This window comes from Methanosarcina sp. 2.H.A.1B.4 (assembly GCF_000979385.1).
Taxonomy (GTDB): Archaea; Halobacteriota; Methanosarcinia; order Methanosarcinales; family Methanosarcinaceae; genus Methanosarcina.
In genome coordinates, this window is record NZ_JJOV01000001.1 from 1 (window position 1) to 19,787 (window position 19,787).

The following is a 19,787-nucleotide window of genomic DNA, read 5'->3' on the forward strand; positions in this document are numbered from 1 at the left end:
TGAATTTGAGGACATTAAACACAGGTCTACGAAATTCATCAAAAAAAGCTTGAAGAATTTGACACTTACAATCAACTTCAAGAAAAATGGGGTCAAAAACTATATTTTTACGAATTTTGACCAGATCAATAGCTTGATTGTAGCAAAAATGAGTGGGATTACGTAGAATATATAATAAATTTTTATAAATTTATAGAACCTGTCAAGTCCAATCGGACCAATAAAAAGGGAAATATTCAGTACCAATTAGTGGGTACTGTCAAACTTAGGATTAAATACAAGCTGCTTATGCATCTGACTTAAAAACATAATCATAGCTGGATTTTTGGGCCGGCATGAGATTAATAATCAGGCTCTAGTTCAATTATTTCAGTACTAGAATTGATTTGTATTCGGTTAACAAATAACCACAAGTCTGTGTAGCAAATAAATAGCATTATTTAATACAGTAAAAACCAGCCTGCATGTAAGAATACCAGAACAACTCCACGGTCTTGAATCCTGTTTCTCTCAGCAGCTTCAAATGTTCTTCAACAGTTAGGGGAAAATACTCAGTATCAAAACGCTCAAGATACCTCTCTACTTCTTCCTCACTCCTGCCGTGAGCTAACTGAAAGTTGCCCCAGTATCGTTTTCCTATGGTGATGCCATCTTCTGTCAGCGGCCTGATGTTCTCGAAGGTGACGTAAACTCCACTTTCTTGTAGCAGATTATAACACACGCTGATGGCTTTTGCCCTGCCCTCGCGGCTAAGGTAGTGATGGCACTGTATAGCAGTTATAACATCCGGTTTTTCCTCTAATTCCTGAGAGTCCGGAGAGAATTCCTGGGTAGGTGAAGCTCTCAGAAATTCCAGCCTTCCGGCAGGGCGGGATGATAATTTTTCCTTTGCCTGGCCCAGCATGCCTTCCGAAGGATCAAGTAAAAGGAATTTTGTATTGGGAAATTCCTCAATTGCCTTATTTACCAGGGACCCTGTTCCACATCCGGTATCCATCCATACCTTCGGGCTGAATGGCAGCGATTTGATGAAGTTGATAGTTTCCTGATGAAAAGACGAGTAGTAAGGAAGAATGCCGGATATCCGGGCATCGTAATCCTCTGGAAGATGAGGAGTAGCGTTCGGGGTAGGTTTTGCAGGAGTCATAACAGCAGGATCCCCTTTCACTCAAGATCTAATTGAAGATTATTTCTTTACGTTTCAGAAACTAAGGTAATTAATTGTTTTCCTAAAAAGAGTACATCCAATTTTTCATCCAAATCAATTTTACCTGGCACTCCATTTTCAAACCCGGATTTCTCCGAATTTCTCAGGGTAAAAATAAAAAATCGCTTTCTATCTCTGAATTTAATGTTCACAGTGACAAGCAATTCCTTTTATCTGATGTTCGGTATACCTAAATCATAATCAGTTTTAACATAGCCAATTTATTGCACTTAATTATCAAATTGCAATAAACCCAATATTAAAAACAAATATAAAAAGGAGTCATTTTCATCATGCATTATAGCCTTGGGATTGATGCGGGGGGCACTTACACCGATGCGGTGCTCGTAAGGGACTCGGATGGAGAAATTATAGACTCAAATAAAGCCCTGACGACCTATCCCGATCCTCTTGCCGGCATCAAAAATGTAGTTGATGGGCTTAATCCGGGATATCTTGAAAACGTAAAGCTGGTTTCAGTCTCCACCACGCTTTCCACAAATACCATACTTGAAGGGACCGGTTTTCCCGTAGCCCTGATCCTCATAGGGGACCACCCTCTTGAAAAAGAACTGCCAACAGGGCACGTGCTCTTTGCCAGAGGGGGACACAACCACAACGGAGAAGAGGTTTTTCCCCTGGAGCTTGAAGCCATCGAGAAATTTGCGCTGAGCGTGAAGGACAAAGTATCAGCTTTTGCCATATCTTCCTATTTCAGCACACGTAACCCTGAACATGAGCTTGAAGCAAGAGACTCCATACTTAAGTTAACAGGGCTGCCTGCGGTTTGTGGGCATGAACTCTCACAGGAACTGGGAGCCTACGAAAGGGCGGTTACAGCTTTCCTGAATGCCCAGCTGATCCCCATAACAAGGCAGTTTGTACAGTCCATTATTACAGATATAAGAATACGAGGAATTAATGCACAGCTCCTTATGCTCAAATGTGACGGTTCGGTGGTGGGGATAAAAGATGCCCTGCAAAAACCAATCGAAACTATATTTTCAGGCCCTGCAGCAAGCCTCGTAGGTGCCTCTTACCTTTCAGGGCTGAAGACCTGCGCGGTTGTGGATGTGGGAGGAACAAGTACCGATATCTCCTCAATCTGTATGGGAGTCCCTGACCTGAGCGATGAAGGAGCAGTTGTTGGCGGCTGGAAAACAAGGATCCGGGCAATCAGGATGGAGACAACAGCTACAGGCGGAGACAGCCATATCTGGACCTTGAACAGAGAACTTTTCCTCGGGCCAAGGAGAGTCATACCCCTCGCAGTAGCTGCAGTGAAGTATCAGGGGTTTCTGAATAACCTGAAAAGGACACCCATGCCTTCCAGAGAAGACCTGGGGGAAAACATCCAGCCCACAAAGTTTTTTGTCAGGTCAGGCTACCCGGCAGGCGAACTGAGCAAAGCCGAAACCGAAGTGCTCGGAGCAATCGGAGAAGAACCGGTTTCCGTGCATGAAATCAAAACCCTTCTCAGAAAAGACCTTCATCCTCAGACCCTGGACTCCCTTATTAAAAAGCGCCTTGTCCAGGCAATTGGCTTTACGCCAACCGATGCTTTGCATGTGCTCGGAAATTATACCGCCTGGAACGAAGAAGCCTCCCGAATAGGAGCTGAACGACTTGCAAGGCTCATGCGCATGACTCCCGGTGAATTCTGCACTGCTGTAAAAAAGAAGGTTGCAAGGAACATGGCACTTCACCTCCTCTCATATATCCTGCAAGGAGTGCCATACACAGCCATTGAAAAAATCCTGGACGGAAACTACCCCGCAAAGTTCAAGCTTGGAACCCCGGTTGTCCTGCTCGGAGGCCCGGTCCGGGCGTACCGGGAAGAGTTAAAAGAAATAATCGACGCCGAGATCCTGGTCCCCGAACACGCCGAAGTAGGAAATGCAGCAGGAGCTCTTGCAGGAAAAGGCATCAAAAGAGTGGAAATTCTGATCAGGCCTGCAAGCCTGATGTTACCTGAAACGGATTTCCTTGTATTTGCACCCGGCAGCAGGCTGAGGTTCGATTTATATGCAGAAGCCCTGAACGCAGCAACAGAACTCGGAAAAAAGATTGTTGCAGACTATATGAAAGACTGCGGCCTCAGCGGAAACCAGGTTGAAATATCCATTGAAAAAAAGACCATCTCGCCTGACGGCTGGAACCATCCCCCAATGGAGACAAATCTGCTGGTAATGGGAGTAGGAATGCGAGGGCTGCCTGCCTGAAACAAATCCTTCAGATTTCAGACTCTTCTTCTCGTTTCTTTATTTCTTATTTTGAAGACCGGAAGACCAGAATAATAGATAAGATAGGTAAGGATTGAATCCATAGATAAATTAGTATACCCGAATATTTTCTAAGATCAGGCTATTATTAGATAGGAGAAAAAAACATGAAGATCCTGCTGATAGCCGATATCCACGCAAACCTTGAAGCCCTCCGGACAGTCCTTGATGTTCCGCATGACAGGGCAATCTGCCTGGGAGACATAGTGGACTACGGGCCTGACCCGGACAAATGTATAGATTTCCTGCAAAAAAAGAACATTCCAACCATAAGAGGAAACCACGATAATGCCGTAGCCTTTAAGATGGACTGCCAGTGCGGGTATAAGTACAAGCACCTCTCAATCGCGACCCGGGAGTATACCTGGGGAGTCCTTGACGACTCACGGATGGAGTACCTGCAGAAGCTTCCTCTTGTCATCAAGGAAGAAATCAACGGAAAGAAGCTCTTTTTAACCCACGCGAGCCCCCGCTCCATGTTCGAGTACATAAAGCCCGAGACTCCGGACGAAGATATCCTGGCAATGATTGCAGACCCGATGGAACCTGTTGATGTCGAATTCCTCGTAGTCGGACACTCCCATATTCCAATGAACCGGAAACTGGAAGACCTGACAATTATAAACCCGGGATCAGTGGGCCAGCCGAGGGACGGGGACACCCGGGCAGGCTGTGCGGTTTTCGATACCGAAACAGGAGATGTGGAATTCTTCCGCCTGGAGTATGATATCGATGCAGTCTGCGCAAAAATAGAAGAACGGATGCCATATGCAGAAGAACTAACAGGTATTCTTAAGCGGGGATACTGAAAATCAAAAATTCAGGCATCCCTTATCGCACGTATGATTTTTTCCACGTATTCGGGCTTCACATCCGAAGGCCTGGTTTTTTCAATCCCGAGTTCCGTAACCAGCATGTAGAAATCCGCCTTCAGGCCGGCTTCATCGAGTTTTTTCGTAGCACAACGGTCCGTGCAGCCGTCAAGGGCAAGAATTCGGAAGCCTTCGGAGGCTGCATCTTCTACCGTGTCGACCCCTTTGTGAGCAGCTGCAGCCCTGTACATATCCGGCCTCCTGAAAGCGAGAGCAGAAGCTGCCTGCATTGTAAGTTTTCCGGTATTCGAAAGACCTGAACAGGCAAAAATAAGGATATTCTTCCTTCTTCCGACTGTGCTTTCCTTTTCTTTTGCCCTGTCAGGCAGAAGCTCATTATTTTTCATTCTTGCAGATCCCATGCATATTACAAATTATAATAAAAAATGGTTTCAAAAAATATTGAAATTAAAATTTACTTGAGACCTGATATAATTTACGATATTTTACCAGCCTGACAGACCCATCTGACAGTAGAATGTACTGAAAAGATAAGGAAAGATCAGGAGCGATCAATCAATCAATCAATCAATCAATAAATAAATAAATAAATAAATAAATCAATCAATAAATCAATCAATCAATCAATCAATCAATCAATCAATCTCAAGTTCCATAATCTCAACGTTCAGGTTTGCAATCTCAAGGATTGCAACCGTGGCTTTTCCTGAAAGCACCCCTGAGCATTCCCCGGGATTTATCACCGGCGTCCCATCGATCATTTTGACGCCCGGGTCGTGGGTGTGGCCCCGGACCACCACGTCAAAATCCCCTGATCTGGCAAGGGCTTTGACCAGCGCCTCATTTGTCCCATGCAGGAGGGCGATATGTAGCCCGTCGATTGTCAGGTCCCCAAACTCCCCGCAGGAGACGGCCCCTATTTCATCAAACCATTTTGTTAGGGTTACTTTATCTCCATCGTTATTCCCGAAGACAAAATAGAGTTTTGGACTTAGTTCTTTAAAGGCCCTTGCCGTGAAAGGAGAGACAACATCCCCTGCGTGCAGCACCGCTTTTACCTGTTTTTTGTTGAAGAACTCCACAGCTTTCCGGATAGCTGTCAGGTTATCGTGCGAATCCGAAATGATCCCTATCAAATAATCCCACCTCTGTTAATATTAGATGTCCTAAATATTTAATACATGCCCCGGGGTTCTCCGAAAGGAAGATTCTCCAGCCAGAAAGTCAGCTATTTTTAAATATAAGTTATAGGTATTATCAAGGGAATCCCTAAAGAATACTATGAGCACCCTGTGGGAGTAACAAATAAAGGGGAATTTTCCATAAAATTAGAGTTAGTGAGTCGGAATGAAAGCTATAACCCTCCTGAGCAGTGGGCTTGATTCTGTTGCAGCTCTTGCGATTGCAGCTGAGAGCCTGGAAATTGAGATGGCACTTACCTTTGACTACGGGCAGCGGGCCTGTGAGCGGGAAATCGAGTACTCCCGAAAGGTCTGCGAACATTTCGGAATAGAACACAAGGTAATCAAGCTGGACTGGCTTGCAGAAATAACACACACATCCCTCGTAAACAGGGATGAAGACGTTCCTTCTCTGTCCTTTGAAGACATTGATGCAACTGCTCCTGCTACAATTACCGAAGCTTCTGCAAAGGCTGTCTGGGTCCCGAACAGGAATGGGGCCATGTTGAATATTGCAGGAAGCTTTGCCGAAAGCAGGGGTTGTGACTACCTGATAGTAGGTTTCAATGGAGAAGAAGCCGGGACCTTCCCTGATAATTCCCTGGACTACGTACAGGCAATGGACCATGCCTTTTCTTATTCTACTCAGAATGGAGTCCATGTACTGGCCCCCCTGATCAAACTCGGAAAAACTGAGATCTTAAGAAGGGCTCTTGAAGTAAAGGCTCCCCTGGAATACAGCTGGAGCTGCTACCACGGTGGAGAAACTCCCTGTGGGGAGTGTGAAAGCTGTATGCGAAGAGCCAGAGCATTCAAAAATGCAGGTGTAAAAGACCCGCTTCTGGAAAGACCTGGGATCTAAATCAGAAAAATCGTCCGGAGCAGGAACAGATACGATACTGAATAGAATACAATAGAATACGTTAAAGAAAGAATTGCAGAGAGAGTTCCATGAAGTGCATTATACTACCCGAAAAACTTGACTATGACGGGAGCCAGATTTCTTCCCTCTGGGCATACAACAGCTTTGGAGTGAAGGAAGACTCGATTATTGGTTTCAGAGGTGTATGTGACGTAAAAATCGAGCACATGATTGACCTCGAAGACCGTAGGGCAAACGAGTCTATCTGGTCCGAAGACATGGTGAGTTTTATTATAGAACATTTCGATTCTACTGACCTGAAATTGATTTATGCACGTCAGCGCTTTTTTACCGCCCTTGTAAGGGAACACCTTGCCGGGTTGGGAGTCCACACAGCAAGAGAAGGAGATGACCTTTTCATCAAAGGTAAAAAATTGACCGTATCAATTGCTAGTACCTCGGCTGTTTCCCAGAAGATCCACTTCGGCATCAATGTCTCCCACGAAGTATATGGAAACCTGAGAGAAGCCGGAATAGGGGACGATGAAGGCATTGTGCGGTTCATGCAGGAAATCGGGGAAGCTTACGTAAGGGAATTCGAGGACATAGAAAAGGACCTCAGGAAATCCCGGCCTCTCGGAGTGGTATAAATGCCCTCTTCAGACAGGGAATCTGCTCACATAAAAGAGATTTTCTGCTCTGTGCAGGGAGAAGGCCCGTACGTTGGCACAAGGCAGGCTTTTGTCCGATTTTCAGGCTGCAACCTTAATTGCAACTACTGTGATACGGCCTTTGAAAACTCCGGGACATGCGATTATGAAAAAGTCGAGGGAAGTGGAATTTTCGAAAAGGTTCCAAATCCTGTAAGTGTAGAAAATCTGGAGTCCATGCTGCAGCCTTTCAATAGACTCCACTCTGTATCCCTTACAGGAGGAGAGCCTCTCCTGCATGCAGATTTTATAGAAAAACTGAACCTCTCCGTGCCTCTGTACCTGGAATCCAATATGACTCTGCCGGAGCAGGCGAGGAAGCTGCGTGAAAACATCTCATATGTTGCAGGGGACTTTAAACTTCCGGAAGCTATCAGGGAAATTTCCCCTGAAACCCGTGAAGTGCATGTGGAAAATACGATAGAGTGTTTCAGGCTCCTGAGAAAAACCAGTTCAAGAGACTGCTTTTGCAAGATTGTTGTAGGCAGGAACACAAAACCCGAAACTGTGTTTCTGGCTGCAGAAGCAATAGCCCCCTATGTATCCTGTATAATACTCCAGCCCGAAACGCCAATTGGCAGTGCAGTAAGGACACCAGGGTTTACACAGGCATCTGTGCAGGCCATTATAGAACTGCAGAAAACCCTGCTTGAACTGACCGATACGCGCATCATTTCCCAGACCCACAGGATGTGGGGGTGCTTATAACCACAAAAGAGGATCAGATAAAGCGTAAAATAACAGTCAAAACGTAAAATAAGAAACAATAGACAGCAAGCGATTAAATGGCAAGAGCAGTTAAATCAAAAAGGGGTGAATAAAATGACAAATATGAGATTGGGAATTATTGATTATATCGACAGCGCCCATTACCTCCCAGGACACGGGAAATGCGGACGAGTACATGGCCATACATACAAAATAGAGGTAGTGGTAGAAGGAGAAGTAAGGGAAAACGGGATGGTAATTGATTTTTATGACCTGAAAAAAGGCATCAAGGAAACCCTTCAGGAATATGACCATACCCTGTTAAACGACCTCATAGAATTTCCCAGTTCCGAACATCTCTGCCAGCAGATCCATTCCCGCCTTCTGGAAAGGTTCGGCTTTTCCCTTCTGGTAAGAGTCTGGGAAGGAGAAGGTAAGTGGTGCGAGATGGACAATTTTTCGGACTGAAAAGGTGAAATAACTTACCACGGACTCCACAATAGTTTTAAAATAGTGTAATAGAAATTACAAAAAAGTTTCACAGATATTCCTAAATGATTCCAAAATGTATATCAAGGGTCTGTATCATAGGTGCTTTAGACATTCAAAAATTTCCCTTTAATGAGATCTACTTCACTTTTAAATTCCGAACGGAGGAGAATAATTTGCCAGAAAAAAACCAATCTATAGAAGAGCCCAATAACGGTCCCATACTTGGGGAGGAGCTCCTGAGAAAGATTGCCGAGCACCCCTGTTACGACAAGAAAGCTCAGCATAAATACGGGAGAATTCACCTGGCTGTGGCCCCGAAGTGCAATATCCAGTGCAACTTCTGCGTCCGAGAATTCGACTGCGTAAACGAGAGCCGGCCCGGGGTTACTAGTAAGGTCCTGACTCCGGAGGAAGCCCTTGAAAAGACAAAGCAGATCCTGGCAGAATATCCATTCATCAAGGTAGTTGCAATTGCAGGACCAGGCGACCCTCTGGCTAATGATGCGACCTTTGAGACCTTTGAACTTATAAGAAAAGAGTTCCCTGAAGTAACCCTCTGCATGAGCACAAATGGACTCCTGCTTCCCGAAAAACTGCAGGACATGTTGCGTGTGGGAGTTTCCACACTAACGGTTACGGTAAATGCAATCGACCCCGAAATCCAGGCAAAGATAGTGGACCATATAGTTTACCACGGTGAAGTCTACAGGGGAGTTGAAGCTGCAGAGATCCAGATTAAAAACCAGCTTCAGGGAATAAAAGCAGCTGTTGATGCAGGAATTGTTGTCAAGGTCAACACCGTGCTCACCCCGGGCATCAATGACAAACACGTAGTTGAGATTGCCAGAAAACTCAATGAACTCGGGGTTTACATTATGAACGTCATGCCCCTGATCAACCAGGGAGCCTTTGCAGACATTGAGCCCCCTACAGCCGAAGAAAGGAAAGCCGTTCAGGAAGCCTGCGAGCCTTACGTTATGCAGATGCGCCACTGCAGGCAGTGCAGAGCCGATGCTTACGGACTCCTTGCTCAGGACATGTCGCAGATGAGCGAAGAGCGCAGAAAGGTTATAAAAATCCAGACAAAAGAAGATATGGAAAAAGCAAGAGAAATTCTGGAAAAGAACGGAAAAGAAGAAGCCTGAAAAACTCGAGAATATTCAGTCCCGGGTTAAAAAGCTCTGAAACCGGGAGCCTAAAAGGCGGAGTTCAAGAACTCCGCTTCTCAAACTTATTTTGAAAGCATTACTCGATGGCGATTGCCCCATTCGAGCAGGCATCTTCACATGCACCGCAGTCAAGACATTCATCTTCATCTACAACTGCAATATCATCGTCACTTAGGGAGATTGCAGCTGCAGGGCATTCATCTATACAGCTTCCACAGCCTGTGCAGGCATCTGCATCGATTTTAGCTACCATGTTTTTCACTCCTTATTTCATCAATTCGGGACTATTATAACGTTTGAATTATATTAGGTTGACATATTAGGATATAATAATTTAATAAAAAGCTTTCGCTTCCATTCTCCGGTACAAAGAAAAAACAGATAAAGGATAACCTGAATTATTTACTGACCATAATACATCGCATTGCCTGGCTATGAGGAAAATGGAGAGGGCAAGCTTATAAATGTGGCATTGATTACCATTAGCTTATCATTAGCTTATCATTAGCTTATCATTAGCTTATTGTTAATTTTTGAAACTATCATTGATAAAATTAAAAAACAAACAGGAAGCCTTTGATTGAATCTGGAAGAGCTAGCAGAAGGGATAAAGAATTTCGAAGGAGTTACCCGAAAAAAACAGATAGAGGATATAGTTTCCATCTTCGAAGCCGTCCGCCCGGAATATGGGGACGCTATCGTTGATTTCGGGGATGATGCTGCAGTGATCGATATTGGAGGAGATGACGTTATCCTCTTTGCAGCGGATGGCATCTGGGGGCGGCTGCTAGATGCGAGCCCCTGGTGGGCAGGTTACGGGGCTGTGGTCGTAAATATAAATGACATTGCAGCGATGGGTGGAAAACCCCTTGCCATGGTGGATATCGCCTCTGCAAATTCTTCGGATGCCTGCAGGGAACTGATGGAAGGGCTGGCTGAGGGAGTCAGGAAATTCGGAGTTCCTGTGGTAGGAGGGCATGTACATCCCGATACACGGTACAATTCCCTTTCCGTTGCTATTATAGGGATTGTCAAAAGAGACTGCGTAATCAGGAGTGATACTGCAAACCCTGGAGATCTGGTAATTGCAGCCTATGATATGGACGGAAAAATCGGCCCAAATTCCCCTTACAGCTGGGATACGACTTCTTTCAAAGAGCCTTCAGTGGTAAGGGAAAGCTATCTCGTAACCCAGGAAATAGCAAAGAGAAAACTTGCAACAGCTGGCAAGGACATAAGCAATCCAGGGCTAATAGGAACGCTTGGAATGCTTTGTGAGACAAGCAAGGTGGGAGCCTCAGTGGATCTGGAAAAAGTCCCCAGACCGGAGGATGTGGACTTTGAACAGTGGCTGAAAGTGCATCCTGGAACAGGCTATGTATTTACTGCAGACCCGAAAAAAGCAGAAGAATGCGTAAATGTGTTTGAAAATGCAGGGCTCACAGCTGCAGTTATAGGAATAATCGAAGAAGGCTCAAAACTCGATATATACGATAAAACAGGCAGGGTAACTGTTTTTGACTTTTCAAAAGACAGTATTACAGGCATCGGTTCCGAATAATCGGAACCCTTCTGCATGTCTTGTACTTGTTTCAAAGAAAAAATATTAGTTTGCTGAAAAGTTGTTATTTTACTTATCCAGCACCTGTTTCTATTTTTTACCCCCGTTTGACCGGGCCTGTGCAGGTTTACTTATCTTCGACCCAGGCCTTCATTTCATTATAGAGAAATTCTTCTGCGGCCTGAACCTTTTCAAGAGGCCCACGAAGGACAAGAATTTCCCTTTCCTCACTGTTTACAATACCAACAGGCATCTTCCGCGTTACGGGTTCAAGACCAAATTCTTCCACGATATCGTAGATGATGGACACAACCGTTCCAGGGGGGATAATCAGATCGTAGAGCTCTTCATACTCCAGATCGGCATCTTTCTCTACATTCTCTTTATTCTTTTTGGCGATTAAATCTTCAAGGTTGAGTGTTTTGTGCATCCAGGGGTCACCTTCCTCTTTTTGTTAGGATTATGGGATATAAGTTTGTTTGCCCATCCGAATTTTGTGTGCAATTCAGTAAATTACTGATAAGTATGATCATATTTATGTTGTTTCCCAAATTTAGAGTACCCCCTACTCCTTTGAAAACCTGATTCAGAATCTAATTTTCCTCCATTGTAATAGAAGAGTATCTTTAATATTAAATTAAAGCATGAAGTATAGCAACTCAGTGTATAAAAAAATTTAAGTACAATACTGACCAATATATTAAATATAAAATAAAAGTATATAATATAATGGTAAGAGATTTAAATTTAATACAGCAAAAATTGAAGACCTCCAATAATTGGTTTTAATCTCATTTTAAATAAAAAAGGCCATGAAACATTGCTTTTAAAGGTAATAAAATCCGGCAATAGAGGATGAAAAATGAACACTGCAAATAAATCCAACATAGAGGCACGAGACCTGGAACATGCTCTTCTGGAATCAATCCCGATTCCTGTAATAGCTGTAGATAAGGACTTTAATATTTTGTTTATCAACCCGGCGGGTTGTGACTGGCATAAAAAAGAATTAAAAGAAGTCAAAGGAAAAAAATGCTATGAAGTCCTTGAAGCAAAGTGCTGCAGTGTAGCTAAGTGTGGGATCAAGCAAGCAATGGACAGCGGCAAAAAATATGCAGGCCATTATGAAATTCCGTGTCAGAGAGAAACAATCAACGTAGAGATAACGGCTATGCCCTTAAAAGACGAGGAAGGAAACATTGTTGGAGGGCTCGAATATATTGCGGATATTACTAACAGAGTGAAGCTGGAAAATGACCTTCGTGTACAGACCCGGACGATTCTGGAGCTTGCAACCCCTGTGATCAAAATATGGGATGGGATCCTGTTGCTGCCTCTGGTAGGAGCCATCGATACAGCACGTGCACAGCAGATTATAGAAAACCTGCTAAATTCAATTGTGGAAAATGAAGCAGAATTGGCGATCCTGGACCTCACAGGAGTGCCAGTAGTAGACACTGCAGTTGCAATGCATATCATCAAGGCAGTAAATGCAGCAAAAATGCTCGGGGCAAAGACGATTCTAACTGGTTTCAGCCCTGAAGTCTCACAGACCCTGGTCACACTCGGAATAGACCTGAGCAATATCACGACCTGCGGTTCACTGAAAGCAGGGATCTCAAAAGCCTTCGGTATAATGGGAAAGAAAGTAGTCTCCTGTGAGAGGTAATGAAAAAATGATTCCGATATTGAAAGTGAAGAACGTTTTGCTGTCATCGATACCGGGAGACCTTACAGACAAAGAGGTACTTGAATATCAGGCCCAGTTGCTGAACATGCTTGAAAAAACCGAAGCCATAGGAGTCCTGATTGATATAACAGGTATGGAGATTGTCGATTCATTTATGGCGAGAGTTATCAATGAAACGGCAAATATGGCGCAAATTATGGGGGCGAAAGTGGTACTCTGCGGCATGCAGCCTATGGTTGCTCTGACCCTTGTTGAAATGGGGCGCGAACTGATAGGTGTGCAGACAGCACTTAACCTCGGCAAGGGGATTGACAAAATACTCATTTCCACAAAAGGGAATCAGACCTCATTAAACAATTGAAGAATTAAAAATTGTATAAATTCTTACCTGTGGAGATGTATTTTCCATACTTACCTGTGCCACAGCAACAGGATAATAAGAGGAGTGGGAAATTGCAGGCAGAATCCTGGTATGGGTAAATTATGGGAAATACCAGATTAATGATGGGGGATAACCTGAGAGGGAATAAGCAATGAATAAGAAGATACCGATTAAAACCGAGAGTGATCTCCTGTTCGCAAGGCAGACAGCAAAGGAGATCATGAAGGAATTGGGGTTTGGTTCGGCAGATCAGACACGTATGGCCACGGCCATTTCAGAACTGGCCAGGAATGTCCTGAAATATGCAGGAGAAGGAAGCTGTTCCATTTGTGAAGAACAGGATGAAAGGGAAATGGGTATTAAAGTAGTTGTAGAAGACAACGGCCCCGGAATTGGGGATATTGAGCAGGCAATGGAAGACGGGTTCACTACGGGAAATGGGCTGGGGGCAGGGCTTCCGGGAGCCAGACGGCTTGTAAACAATTTTGACATAGCATCAGAGCCAGGATATACAAAAATTACCATGGAGATCAAAAGGGCCCGGAAATAATTTGATGTGACGCAAAAATCCTAACATAAAAAATTCATCCTCGAAATGGGGGAACCATTTAATTTGTTGAACCGGGCGCTGTGAAGATATTAGCACCTGAATCCTGCAGAAGGTAAAGTCCGGAACCAGGATAAACCGTCAAAGAGTTGGGAAAAGAGAACGGCCATTTAAGGTGAAATCAGAGGGCCTGGAAAAGAGAATGGAACACATGAACATAGGTACTGCAACTCATTCTTTATTCAACGATCCACATTGTGGAGATCAGTGTAGGTGGTGGGAAAACGAGGATAGTATCACACTATGCATGGTTGATGGCCTCGGGCATGGAATAGAGGCTGAAACGGCTGCAAAAGCAGCTATAGACTGTATATCTCGTAACCTCTGTGAACCACTGCACCATATATTTGAGAAGTGTGACCGGGAGATAAAACATACCAGAGGAACGGCAATGAGCATAGTCATTGTTGATAAAAACAATTCTACATTGACTCATGGGGGAATAGGAAATATCAATGTAGTAATAAGGGGTAGAAAAAAAATGAATTTGAGCAGTGATTGGGGTATCGTTGGGGGTGGGTACAGGAAATTAAATACAAATACTGTAGACCTGGCTGATGGTGACCTTGTGCTCATGTGGACTGACGGCATCTCAGAACGTCTTGATATTTCCGGTTATGACGAGTTCCTCTGCAGGGATGTGCAAAAACTGGCAAATCAAATACTTAGGGATCATGCAAAAGAAACAGACGATGCTACAATTCTAATCTATAACAGATATAATGAGTGATTTACCCTATGCCACTGCAAAAATTCAAACACCGATACCACATTCTTCTAAAAAATTATTTTGATGACCCTGATGAAAAATACCTTTTTGAAATAGAGAAACTCGGTAGAGAGCTGGTCCGAGAAAACATACCTCCTGAGGACCTCGCAGAGATCCATGAGGAAGCAATAGCTCGCCTTGCAGAAACGTATCCAGACGCGAAACTTATCGAATCCGCACGTTATCTTTCAACCCCTCTGATGGAAATGATGATGGCCTATGGCCTTGCCTTCAGAGAATGGATCGAAGCTTCCGAAAAAAGCAGGAAAGAACTACAGAGATATGCTGAAGAACTGGAGCAGACGAATAAAGAACTAAAAAAATACTCCAAAAAACTACAGCAGAGCAAAAAACAATTTGCCACATTTATGGATAATTTGCCTGCTGCTGCATTCATAAAAGATGACGCAGGACTTGTTGTATATTCAAATAATTATCTGAATTCAAATAATGATCTGAAAGAATACTTCCGGATAGAGGAGTGGATCAGAGATGCGAGAGCTGAAGAAAAAGACAGCAGCACAAAGACAGAAGCTCTTGTAGATCCGGAAGGAAACGAACTTTTCTACCGCACCATAAGGTTTCCGATCAATCTGGACGAAGGAGCAACAGTGTACGGAGGCCTGGGGATCGATGTAACAGATCAGATGCGGGCAGAAGAGATGATGGTTCGAGCCAAACTGGCCGCTGAAGAGGCAAACAACACCAAGTCTAAGTTTCTGGCCAACGTGAGCCATGAATTGAGGACACCTCTGAACTCTATTATTGGGTATTCGGATTTTTTGCTTGAGCAGGTGATCGGGCCGCTGAATGAGAAGCAAAGAAAGTATGTTGGCAATATTTCCATGAACGGAAAACACCAGCTGTCTCTAATCAATGATATCCTTGACCTTTCGAAGATCGAAGCAGGAAAGATGGAGCTGCGATACACAGAGATATCGGTACCGGAATCGATTTGTGAGGTCGTGACAACACTCCTTCCTCTGGCATCAAAAAAGAATATCCGCCTTGAGAAAGATCTCGACCCCCAGCTCCGGGTTCTCCATGCAGACAGAGAAAAATTCAAAGAGGTCCTCTACAACCTTACAAGCAACGCAATCAAGTTCACGCCTTGTGAAGGCTCAGTGACCATCGGGGCCCAGATTGGCGGAGACTTTGCAGAAATCTCTGTAAGGGATAGTGGTGTTGGGATCTCGCAGGAGGACCAGAAGAAGCTATTTAAGCCTTTCAGCCAGATAGACACCGAGGAGGCACGCACGTATCAGGGAAGCGGACTTGGACTTACCATTGTCCAGAAACTTGTGGAACTGCATGGCGGGAAAATCGGGATAGAGAGCGAAGTGGGAAAAGGCAGCACATTCATGTTCACATTACCGATAAAATGATTCGGGAAAAAAGTGAGCTGTGCCGGAACACAGTAGAAATGAAAAATTAGGTAAAAATTCATATGAAATTTTTATGAGATTCTTTCCCCTGCACTCGGGCCGGGGGAAACACTGTATATCTCCTCTGCATGGAGAAGGGCTGCACCTTTTGGTTTGAGATTTACCATCTTGGAAGCGACCAGTCGGTAACCCCATTCATTAGAAGACCTTACTGATCAGTTCTACATTTCCTTTCATCTGGCAGGCTTTCATCGAAAGTATGTAAGTGCTGAGGGCAGCTTTCGGGTTATCGTTCAGGTTTGCTTTGGTCTTTTTCCAGAAAACGTTTGCCATGATAAGGGTCTCGTCGTTTCTTACTTTCGCAAAACCCATCAAGCATACGTTTGAAACACCATTTTTGTCTGTGGTTACAGGGAGGCATCCTGCTGATTTTCAAGCGCTTCTTTTACATTTGCAGGAAGCGTTACCATATCCGGTTTCCCCTGTGATTTTTTAGTTCAATATTAGAGTCTTCAACTCAGGGACAATACAGCACTAGACGAGAATGGTTTCCCCTGTGATTTTTTAGTTCAATATTAGAGGGCAAATACATAATTATAATTAATTTGATAATGATTAAACTAATATTCAAATAAATAGAAAGTGTTAATATAGCCTGGAATCAATGGCAATAAACAGAAAACCAGCGTTATTAGATAGATAATTAGCGGATATACCTGAAGCAAAAATACATGAAGATCAATTCTGGGGGAGAAATCCACCTCTCGGGACCCTATATTTTGACTGCTTCGGATTACCAATGCGGGTTCCAGACAAAACGATTCTAAGCAAACTTTATCTGAAATGAAAATATCTTATAAGAGGATAAGCAATGCAGCAGTATAAATTAAAGCGCGGTTTTAAACCTGAAATTGATAGAATCTACTCGGCAATGCAGGAATGCTTCCCGACTGAGATCTCCCGGAACGGGGACCATATTGAAACTTCCTATGGAGCAATGTCAAAGATAACGGTCTGGATAGAAAACAAAATGCTCTTTGTGGACACTGTTTCCGATGTTACTATCAAAGATGATGAAACGATCCTGCAGACTAACAAAGCCTACCGGGAGTTTCTCTTAAAGGCTACCGGATACACGGCAAAAGAGCGGTTGAAAAATGCAAAAAAAGAAGTCGGAGAGGAATAAACTCCTTACCTCTCATTCTTATTTCAAATTATCAATAACATCAGGCAGCCCTTACCTGGAGGTATCATTCTGGAAGTAGATTTCCTTGATAAACTGAAATGCCTCGAAATTCCCACCTGCCTTCGGGTCTGCTGTGGGACCGATGGTTCCGTAACCTTTCTCCTCGAGATCATGACCCGAAAACCGGTTAATGTAAAAACCGAGTCTCAGCACATAATCAAAGCCGATAAGGAAATGGCTGCATTTCTTGGTGTGGAAGAGGGCAGTGAGGTAAATAACAGGACAGTCCGGCTCTATGCAGGGGATACGGTATTCGTCCAGGCAAGGTCACTCTCTCCTCTGGAACGCATGCCTGCAACTATGAAGGAACAGCTAATGCGCGCAGACATCCCCATAGGCAGGATCCTGCGCAGCCACAACCTCGAGACCAGGCGCGACATGGGAGAACTCGAAGTCCTGGAAGAAGAAACCACTTTTGACGGCATTCCAGTCCTTTCCCGTTCCTATAAAATCGTCCATAACAACTATGTCCTGATGTGGATCAATGAACGTTTCCCCATCGATGAGCGCTGGAACCTTTAAAAACCTGAAATGCCGGAAAACAAATGCTAAGGCGTGGGTATTTTTACAGGAAAGTTCTCCAGATTTTCCAAAATAGATGTTTAGATCTTCAGACAGTCAGGGGCTTTTTCCCTGTCTGCAACCTGATCAGTCGAAACCTTTATATCTCTGGTGTGATATTTTGGAGATGCTCTTACAGCAACAGTGCCTTGGTGGCTTAGGGGTATAGCGCGTCCTTGGTAAGGACGAGGTCGCGGGTTCAAATCCCGCCCGAGGCTTAAAAATATTTTTAGGGAATATGTGGGCTACAAGTCCACCTCCCACTATACTTTTCTCCTTTGTGAATAGAACAATTTCTACTGAACTTTTTTTTGAATTTTACCCAACAGAATTGTAGCAGTTGAGGCGAATTTTCAGGGCTCTTTTTCGGGTGTTTGCATACCAGAATGATGTTGGGAAGGATCGAAACATGGAATGAACCTCATTTCCTACGCCTCTTCCTTACCAAAGACGCGCTGTGGCAGGGCGTGTATTCAGTTTTATTGGGGCACGCTTGATTACACACATATGCCTCATGTTTATAGACGAACCCCTCAATCGAAACTAACACACCAAGAACAATCCAAAAAAGCAACTGTTACACTTATGCCCATGTTTCCAGGGCGAACCCATGGAAGTCATGAGTAATTTCCATGTAGGGATTTTCAAAGGTATATCCTGTCAGATATTCAATACTTGACATTGACCCCCCTTTGTCAGGTCAAGTATTCAGGATTATGTCAGGATCCCTTGAAAACTGAAACGTCGTTCTTTTAGACTGCTTGAGTACTTGAATGCGAGTATCCAGTCGCTCGATATACGAGCGATGAATTGTATTTTCACCCTGTGTCCTCATCCTTACCAATGACATGCTAAGCCATAGAGCTTTATGTGATGTTTGTGGAAATAATCCTTACTTTTTTGTGCATGTTTTAGCGCAAACAGGAGTCTACAGTAGATATTTAATTGCAGTTTTTTCATCTATATCCGGATCAAAGGGTTCTTCCTCCCAAAACCACAACCCACTTTTCGATGATCATGACCCTAAAAGAGATGTTTACACTGGTTTCAAATGGGCTTAAGGCTCATGGTATTGTAGTCTCGGACATAAAGATGATGCAGAACACTGCAGAATTTATCCAGTTCAGGACTAGCTTCAGCAACTGGGTAGGTCAGATTAACATCTATTCGTCCAAGAAAAATGGGTTTACCATCGACATGTCCAGGTTTGGAGATAACCCCGAATCTGCAAAAATCATAGAGCTTATCCAGAACATCGACCTGAGCGAATTCAAGCATAAGATTACAATTCCTGCCATCTGCCTGCAGCGGCTGTCCGAGGTAGTAGCTTCCCAGGCTTCGGAAAATGTAATCAGTAACCCAACCGTCTCGGAGAAGTTTCCCCTGTTCTGTATAGGAGCAGATGAAGTTGGAAAGGGCGGAGCATGTGAGACTCTGGTCACAGCTGCATTCTGCATCGATAATTCACTGTCTCAGGAAGCAATGTCCATCCTGAAGCACATGGTTGCGGATTCCAAGACCCTGACTGATGGCAAGATCCGGCAGGTTGCTCAGCTCATTAAGAATTACTGTGCTGGAAAGTATGTAATCCACACGTATAACCCACGCGAGTATAATGCAATGTATGCAAAGTACGGCAACCTGAATGTTCTCCTTGCCCAGGCCCATGCACGAAACATTGCAGAAGCCGTGGAACTGATCAACATCGAGTGTCCAACTGTCGTCGTCGACCAGTTTGCAAGTAACAATGTTGTGTCTGAAGCCCTGTCTCAGAGAAATTTGTTGAACAAAGTAAACCTCATCGAGACCACCAGGGCCGAAGAGAAGTCTATGGCAGTAGCTGCAGCATCCGTACTTGCCAGAGATGCATTCCTGAGCGTCATGGACGAGAGGTCCAAAGAGATTGGAGTTACAGTTCCCAGGGGAGCAAATATGGTAGGCAGCTTCCTGGCCAGAGTGCACAACAAACACGACATAGGAGAAGTAGCAAAGCTTCACTTCACTCCCGTAAAGGAATTTATGAGGGGGAAATCTCGCCTCCTGTAAGAGGCTGTCTTAAAATTAAATAATACCTGTACCAAGATTGTTCGTCAATGTCAGAACAGACTGAAAGACTTCCTTATCCTAGTGATTTATCTGATA

22 protein-coding genes, 1 tRNA gene and 1 pseudogene are annotated in these 19,787 nt (G+C 44.1%); 18 read left to right on the forward strand and 6 right to left on the reverse strand.

Annotated features, from left to right (window positions below):
- A pseudogene (locus EO92_RS17330) lies at nt 1-166 on the forward strand (IS1634 family transposase); the annotation flags it as partial.
- Nucleotides 167-436: 270 nt separating this feature from the next.
- On the opposite strand, the gene EO92_RS00005 reads toward EO92_RS17330, so the two are convergent.
- Entirely contained in the window at nt 437-1,147 is a 711-nt protein-coding gene (locus EO92_RS00005; RefSeq protein ID WP_048168617.1) for a class I SAM-dependent methyltransferase, read from the reverse strand.
- Between the two features lie 353 nt (nt 1,148-1,500).
- Here EO92_RS00005 and EO92_RS00010 point away from each other — a divergent pair, with 353 nt between their 5' ends.
- Complete coding sequence (locus tag EO92_RS00010; protein WP_048168618.1) at nt 1,501-3,429, forward strand: hydantoinase/oxoprolinase family protein; 1,929 nt, start codon at nt 1,501-1,503, stop codon at nt 3,427-3,429.
- A 167-nt stretch (nt 3,430-3,596) separates the two neighbouring features.
- Nucleotides 3,597-4,298, forward strand: coding sequence for a metallophosphoesterase (locus EO92_RS00015; protein WP_048168619.1), 702 nt, complete (start codon nt 3,597-3,599; stop codon nt 4,296-4,298).
- Between the two features lie 11 nt (nt 4,299-4,309).
- Here the strand turns inward: EO92_RS00015 and EO92_RS00020 are convergent, their stop codons facing one another.
- Both EO92_RS00020 and EO92_RS00025 read right to left on the reverse strand, forming a co-directional pair.
- Nucleotides 4,310-4,708, reverse strand: a complete 399-nt coding sequence (locus tag EO92_RS00020) for a putative zinc-binding protein (protein WP_235283099.1) — start codon at nt 4,706-4,708, stop codon at nt 4,310-4,312.
- A gap of 249 nt (nt 4,709-4,957) precedes the next feature.
- Nucleotides 4,958-5,458, reverse strand: a complete 501-nt coding sequence (locus EO92_RS00025; protein WP_048135935.1) for a metallophosphoesterase — start codon at nt 5,456-5,458, stop codon at nt 4,958-4,960.
- 211 nt (nt 5,459-5,669) lie between these two features.
- Between EO92_RS00025 and queC the strand changes: the two genes are divergently transcribed.
- The 5 genes from queC to nifB all read left to right on the forward strand — a co-directional run bounded on the left by queC (nt 5,670) and on the right by nifB (nt 9,420).
- The gene (gene queC / locus EO92_RS00030; RefSeq protein WP_048168621.1) at nt 5,670-6,365 is read left to right on the forward strand and encodes a 7-cyano-7-deazaguanine synthase QueC; all 696 of its coding nucleotides are present in this window, start codon (nt 5,670-5,672) and stop codon (nt 6,363-6,365) included.
- An 89-nt stretch (nt 6,366-6,454) separates the two neighbouring features.
- Complete coding sequence (locus EO92_RS00035; protein WP_048161013.1) at nt 6,455-7,015, forward strand: DUF366 family protein; 561 nt, start codon at nt 6,455-6,457, stop codon at nt 7,013-7,015.
- A complete protein-coding gene (locus tag EO92_RS00040; protein WP_048168622.1) occupies nt 7,016-7,783 on the forward strand; it encodes a 7-carboxy-7-deazaguanine synthase QueE in 768 nt (255 codons plus the stop codon). It abuts the gene before it with no gap.
- 114 nt (nt 7,784-7,897) lie between these two features.
- Nucleotides 7,898-8,251, forward strand: a complete 354-nt coding sequence (gene queD, locus EO92_RS00045; protein WP_048135944.1) for a 6-carboxytetrahydropterin synthase QueD — start codon at nt 7,898-7,900, stop codon at nt 8,249-8,251.
- Nucleotides 8,252-8,448: 197 nt separating this feature from the next.
- Nucleotides 8,449-9,420, forward strand: a complete 972-nt coding sequence (nifB, locus tag EO92_RS00050) for a nitrogenase cofactor biosynthesis protein NifB (RefSeq protein WP_048168623.1) — start codon at nt 8,449-8,451, stop codon at nt 9,418-9,420.
- A 100-nt stretch (nt 9,421-9,520) separates the two neighbouring features.
- On the opposite strand, the gene EO92_RS00055 is transcribed toward nifB, so the two are convergent.
- Nucleotides 9,521-9,697 (reverse strand): 4Fe-4S binding protein, encoded by a 177-nt coding sequence (locus EO92_RS00055; RefSeq protein WP_048168624.1) that lies wholly within the window; start codon nt 9,695-9,697, stop codon nt 9,521-9,523.
- 327 nt (nt 9,698-10,024) lie between these two features.
- On the opposite strand from EO92_RS00055, the gene EO92_RS00060 reads away from it, so the two are divergent.
- The gene (locus EO92_RS00060; RefSeq protein ID WP_048168625.1) at nt 10,025-11,005 is read left to right on the forward strand and encodes a methanogenesis marker 2 protein; all 981 of its coding nucleotides are present in this window, start codon (nt 10,025-10,027) and stop codon (nt 11,003-11,005) included.
- Between the two features lie 127 nt (nt 11,006-11,132).
- Here the strand turns inward: EO92_RS00060 and EO92_RS00065 are convergent, their stop codons facing one another.
- The gene (locus EO92_RS00065; RefSeq protein WP_048161019.1) at nt 11,133-11,435 is read right to left on the reverse strand and encodes a hypothetical protein; all 303 of its coding nucleotides are present in this window, start codon (nt 11,433-11,435) and stop codon (nt 11,133-11,135) included.
- A 432-nt stretch (nt 11,436-11,867) separates the two neighbouring features.
- Here EO92_RS00065 and EO92_RS00070 point away from each other — a divergent pair, with 432 nt between their 5' ends.
- From EO92_RS00070 to EO92_RS16570, 5 genes are all read left to right on the forward strand, one after another.
- Nucleotides 11,868-12,674 carry a PAS domain-containing protein gene (locus EO92_RS00070; protein WP_048168626.1) on the forward strand — a complete coding sequence of 269 codons (807 nt, stop codon included), beginning with the start codon at nt 11,868-11,870 and terminating at the stop codon, nt 12,672-12,674.
- A 7-nt stretch (nt 12,675-12,681) separates the two neighbouring features.
- On the forward strand, nt 12,682-13,056 hold the full coding sequence (locus EO92_RS00075; protein WP_048161021.1) for an STAS domain-containing protein: 375 nt from the start codon (nt 12,682-12,684) through the stop codon (nt 13,054-13,056).
- Between the two features lie 172 nt (nt 13,057-13,228).
- Nucleotides 13,229-13,627: an anti-sigma regulatory factor gene (locus EO92_RS00080; protein WP_048168627.1), complete on the forward strand. Its 399-nt coding sequence runs from the start codon at nt 13,229-13,231 to the stop codon at nt 13,625-13,627.
- Nucleotides 13,628-13,835: 208 nt separating this feature from the next.
- Nucleotides 13,836-14,414: a SpoIIE family protein phosphatase gene (locus EO92_RS00085; protein ID WP_162197432.1), complete on the forward strand. Its 579-nt coding sequence runs from the start codon at nt 13,836-13,838 to the stop codon at nt 14,412-14,414.
- 8 nt (nt 14,415-14,422) lie between these two features.
- Nucleotides 14,423-15,838: an ATP-binding protein gene (locus EO92_RS16570; RefSeq protein WP_156165676.1), complete on the forward strand. Its 1,416-nt coding sequence runs from the start codon at nt 14,423-14,425 to the stop codon at nt 15,836-15,838.
- 198 nt (nt 15,839-16,036) lie between these two features.
- Here the strand turns inward: EO92_RS16570 and EO92_RS18350 are convergent, their stop codons facing one another.
- The gene (locus tag EO92_RS18350; protein WP_235283100.1) at nt 16,037-16,210 is read right to left on the reverse strand and encodes a hypothetical protein; all 174 of its coding nucleotides are present in this window, start codon (nt 16,208-16,210) and stop codon (nt 16,037-16,039) included.
- A 499-nt stretch (nt 16,211-16,709) separates the two neighbouring features.
- On the opposite strand from EO92_RS18350, the gene EO92_RS00100 reads away from it, so the two are divergent.
- The 4 genes from EO92_RS00100 to EO92_RS16575 all read left to right on the forward strand — a co-directional run bounded on the left by EO92_RS00100 (nt 16,710) and on the right by EO92_RS16575 (nt 19,691).
- A complete protein-coding gene (locus EO92_RS00100; RefSeq protein ID WP_048135960.1) occupies nt 16,710-17,024 on the forward strand; it encodes a DUF5611 family protein in 315 nt (104 codons plus the stop codon).
- A 108-nt stretch (nt 17,025-17,132) separates the two neighbouring features.
- Nucleotides 17,133-17,606 (forward strand): chorismate pyruvate-lyase family protein, encoded by a 474-nt coding sequence (locus EO92_RS00105; RefSeq protein WP_311135566.1) that lies wholly within the window; start codon nt 17,133-17,135, stop codon nt 17,604-17,606.
- Between the two features lie 185 nt (nt 17,607-17,791).
- Nucleotides 17,792-17,863: transfer RNA gene (locus EO92_RS00110), tRNA-Thr, on the forward strand.
- Nucleotides 17,864-18,662: 799 nt separating this feature from the next.
- On the forward strand, nt 18,663-19,691 hold the full coding sequence (locus EO92_RS16575; RefSeq protein WP_162197433.1) for a ribonuclease HIII: 1,029 nt from the start codon (nt 18,663-18,665) through the stop codon (nt 19,689-19,691).
- Nucleotides 19,692-19,787: the final 96 nt, after the last annotated feature.

What these genes read in the sequence shown, in the direction of transcription:
- EO92_RS00085 (WP_162197432.1), top strand. Translation starts at nt 13,836, where the DNA reads ATGAACATAGGTACTGCAACTCATTCTTTATTCAACGATCCACATTGT.
- EO92_RS00005 (WP_048168617.1), bottom strand. Translation starts at nt 1,147, where the DNA reads ATGACTCCTGCAAAACCTACCCCGAACGCTACTCCTCATCTTCCAGAG.
- EO92_RS00010 (WP_048168618.1), top strand. Translation starts at nt 1,501, where the DNA reads ATGCATTATAGCCTTGGGATTGATGCGGGGGGCACTTACACCGATGCG.
- queD (WP_048135944.1), top strand. Translation starts at nt 7,898, where the DNA reads ATGACAAATATGAGATTGGGAATTATTGATTATATCGACAGCGCCCAT.
- EO92_RS00015 (WP_048168619.1), top strand. Translation starts at nt 3,597, where the DNA reads ATGAAGATCCTGCTGATAGCCGATATCCACGCAAACCTTGAAGCCCTC.
- EO92_RS00055 (WP_048168624.1), bottom strand. Translation starts at nt 9,697, where the DNA reads ATGGTAGCTAAAATCGATGCAGATGCCTGCACAGGCTGTGGAAGCTGT.
- EO92_RS16575 (WP_162197433.1), top strand. Translation starts at nt 18,663, where the DNA reads ATGACCCTAAAAGAGATGTTTACACTGGTTTCAAATGGGCTTAAGGCT.
- queC (WP_048168621.1), top strand. Translation starts at nt 5,670, where the DNA reads ATGAAAGCTATAACCCTCCTGAGCAGTGGGCTTGATTCTGTTGCAGCT.
- EO92_RS18350 (WP_235283100.1), bottom strand. Translation starts at nt 16,210, where the DNA reads ATGGGTTTTGCGAAAGTAAGAAACGACGAGACCCTTATCATGGCAAAC.
- EO92_RS00035 (WP_048161013.1), top strand. Translation starts at nt 6,455, where the DNA reads ATGAAGTGCATTATACTACCCGAAAAACTTGACTATGACGGGAGCCAG.
- EO92_RS00080 (WP_048168627.1), top strand. Translation starts at nt 13,229, where the DNA reads ATGAATAAGAAGATACCGATTAAAACCGAGAGTGATCTCCTGTTCGCA.
- EO92_RS00070 (WP_048168626.1), top strand. Translation starts at nt 11,868, where the DNA reads ATGAACACTGCAAATAAATCCAACATAGAGGCACGAGACCTGGAACAT.
- EO92_RS00065 (WP_048161019.1), bottom strand. Translation starts at nt 11,435, where the DNA reads ATGCACAAAACACTCAACCTTGAAGATTTAATCGCCAAAAAGAATAAA.
- EO92_RS00075 (WP_048161021.1), top strand. Translation starts at nt 12,682, where the DNA reads ATGATTCCGATATTGAAAGTGAAGAACGTTTTGCTGTCATCGATACCG.
- EO92_RS00020 (WP_235283099.1), bottom strand. Translation starts at nt 4,708, where the DNA reads ATGAAAAATAATGAGCTTCTGCCTGACAGGGCAAAAGAAAAGGAAAGC.
- EO92_RS00040 (WP_048168622.1), top strand. Translation starts at nt 7,016, where the DNA reads ATGCCCTCTTCAGACAGGGAATCTGCTCACATAAAAGAGATTTTCTGC.
- EO92_RS16570 (WP_156165676.1), top strand. Translation starts at nt 14,423, where the DNA reads ATGCCACTGCAAAAATTCAAACACCGATACCACATTCTTCTAAAAAAT.
- EO92_RS00100 (WP_048135960.1), top strand. Translation starts at nt 16,710, where the DNA reads ATGCAGCAGTATAAATTAAAGCGCGGTTTTAAACCTGAAATTGATAGA.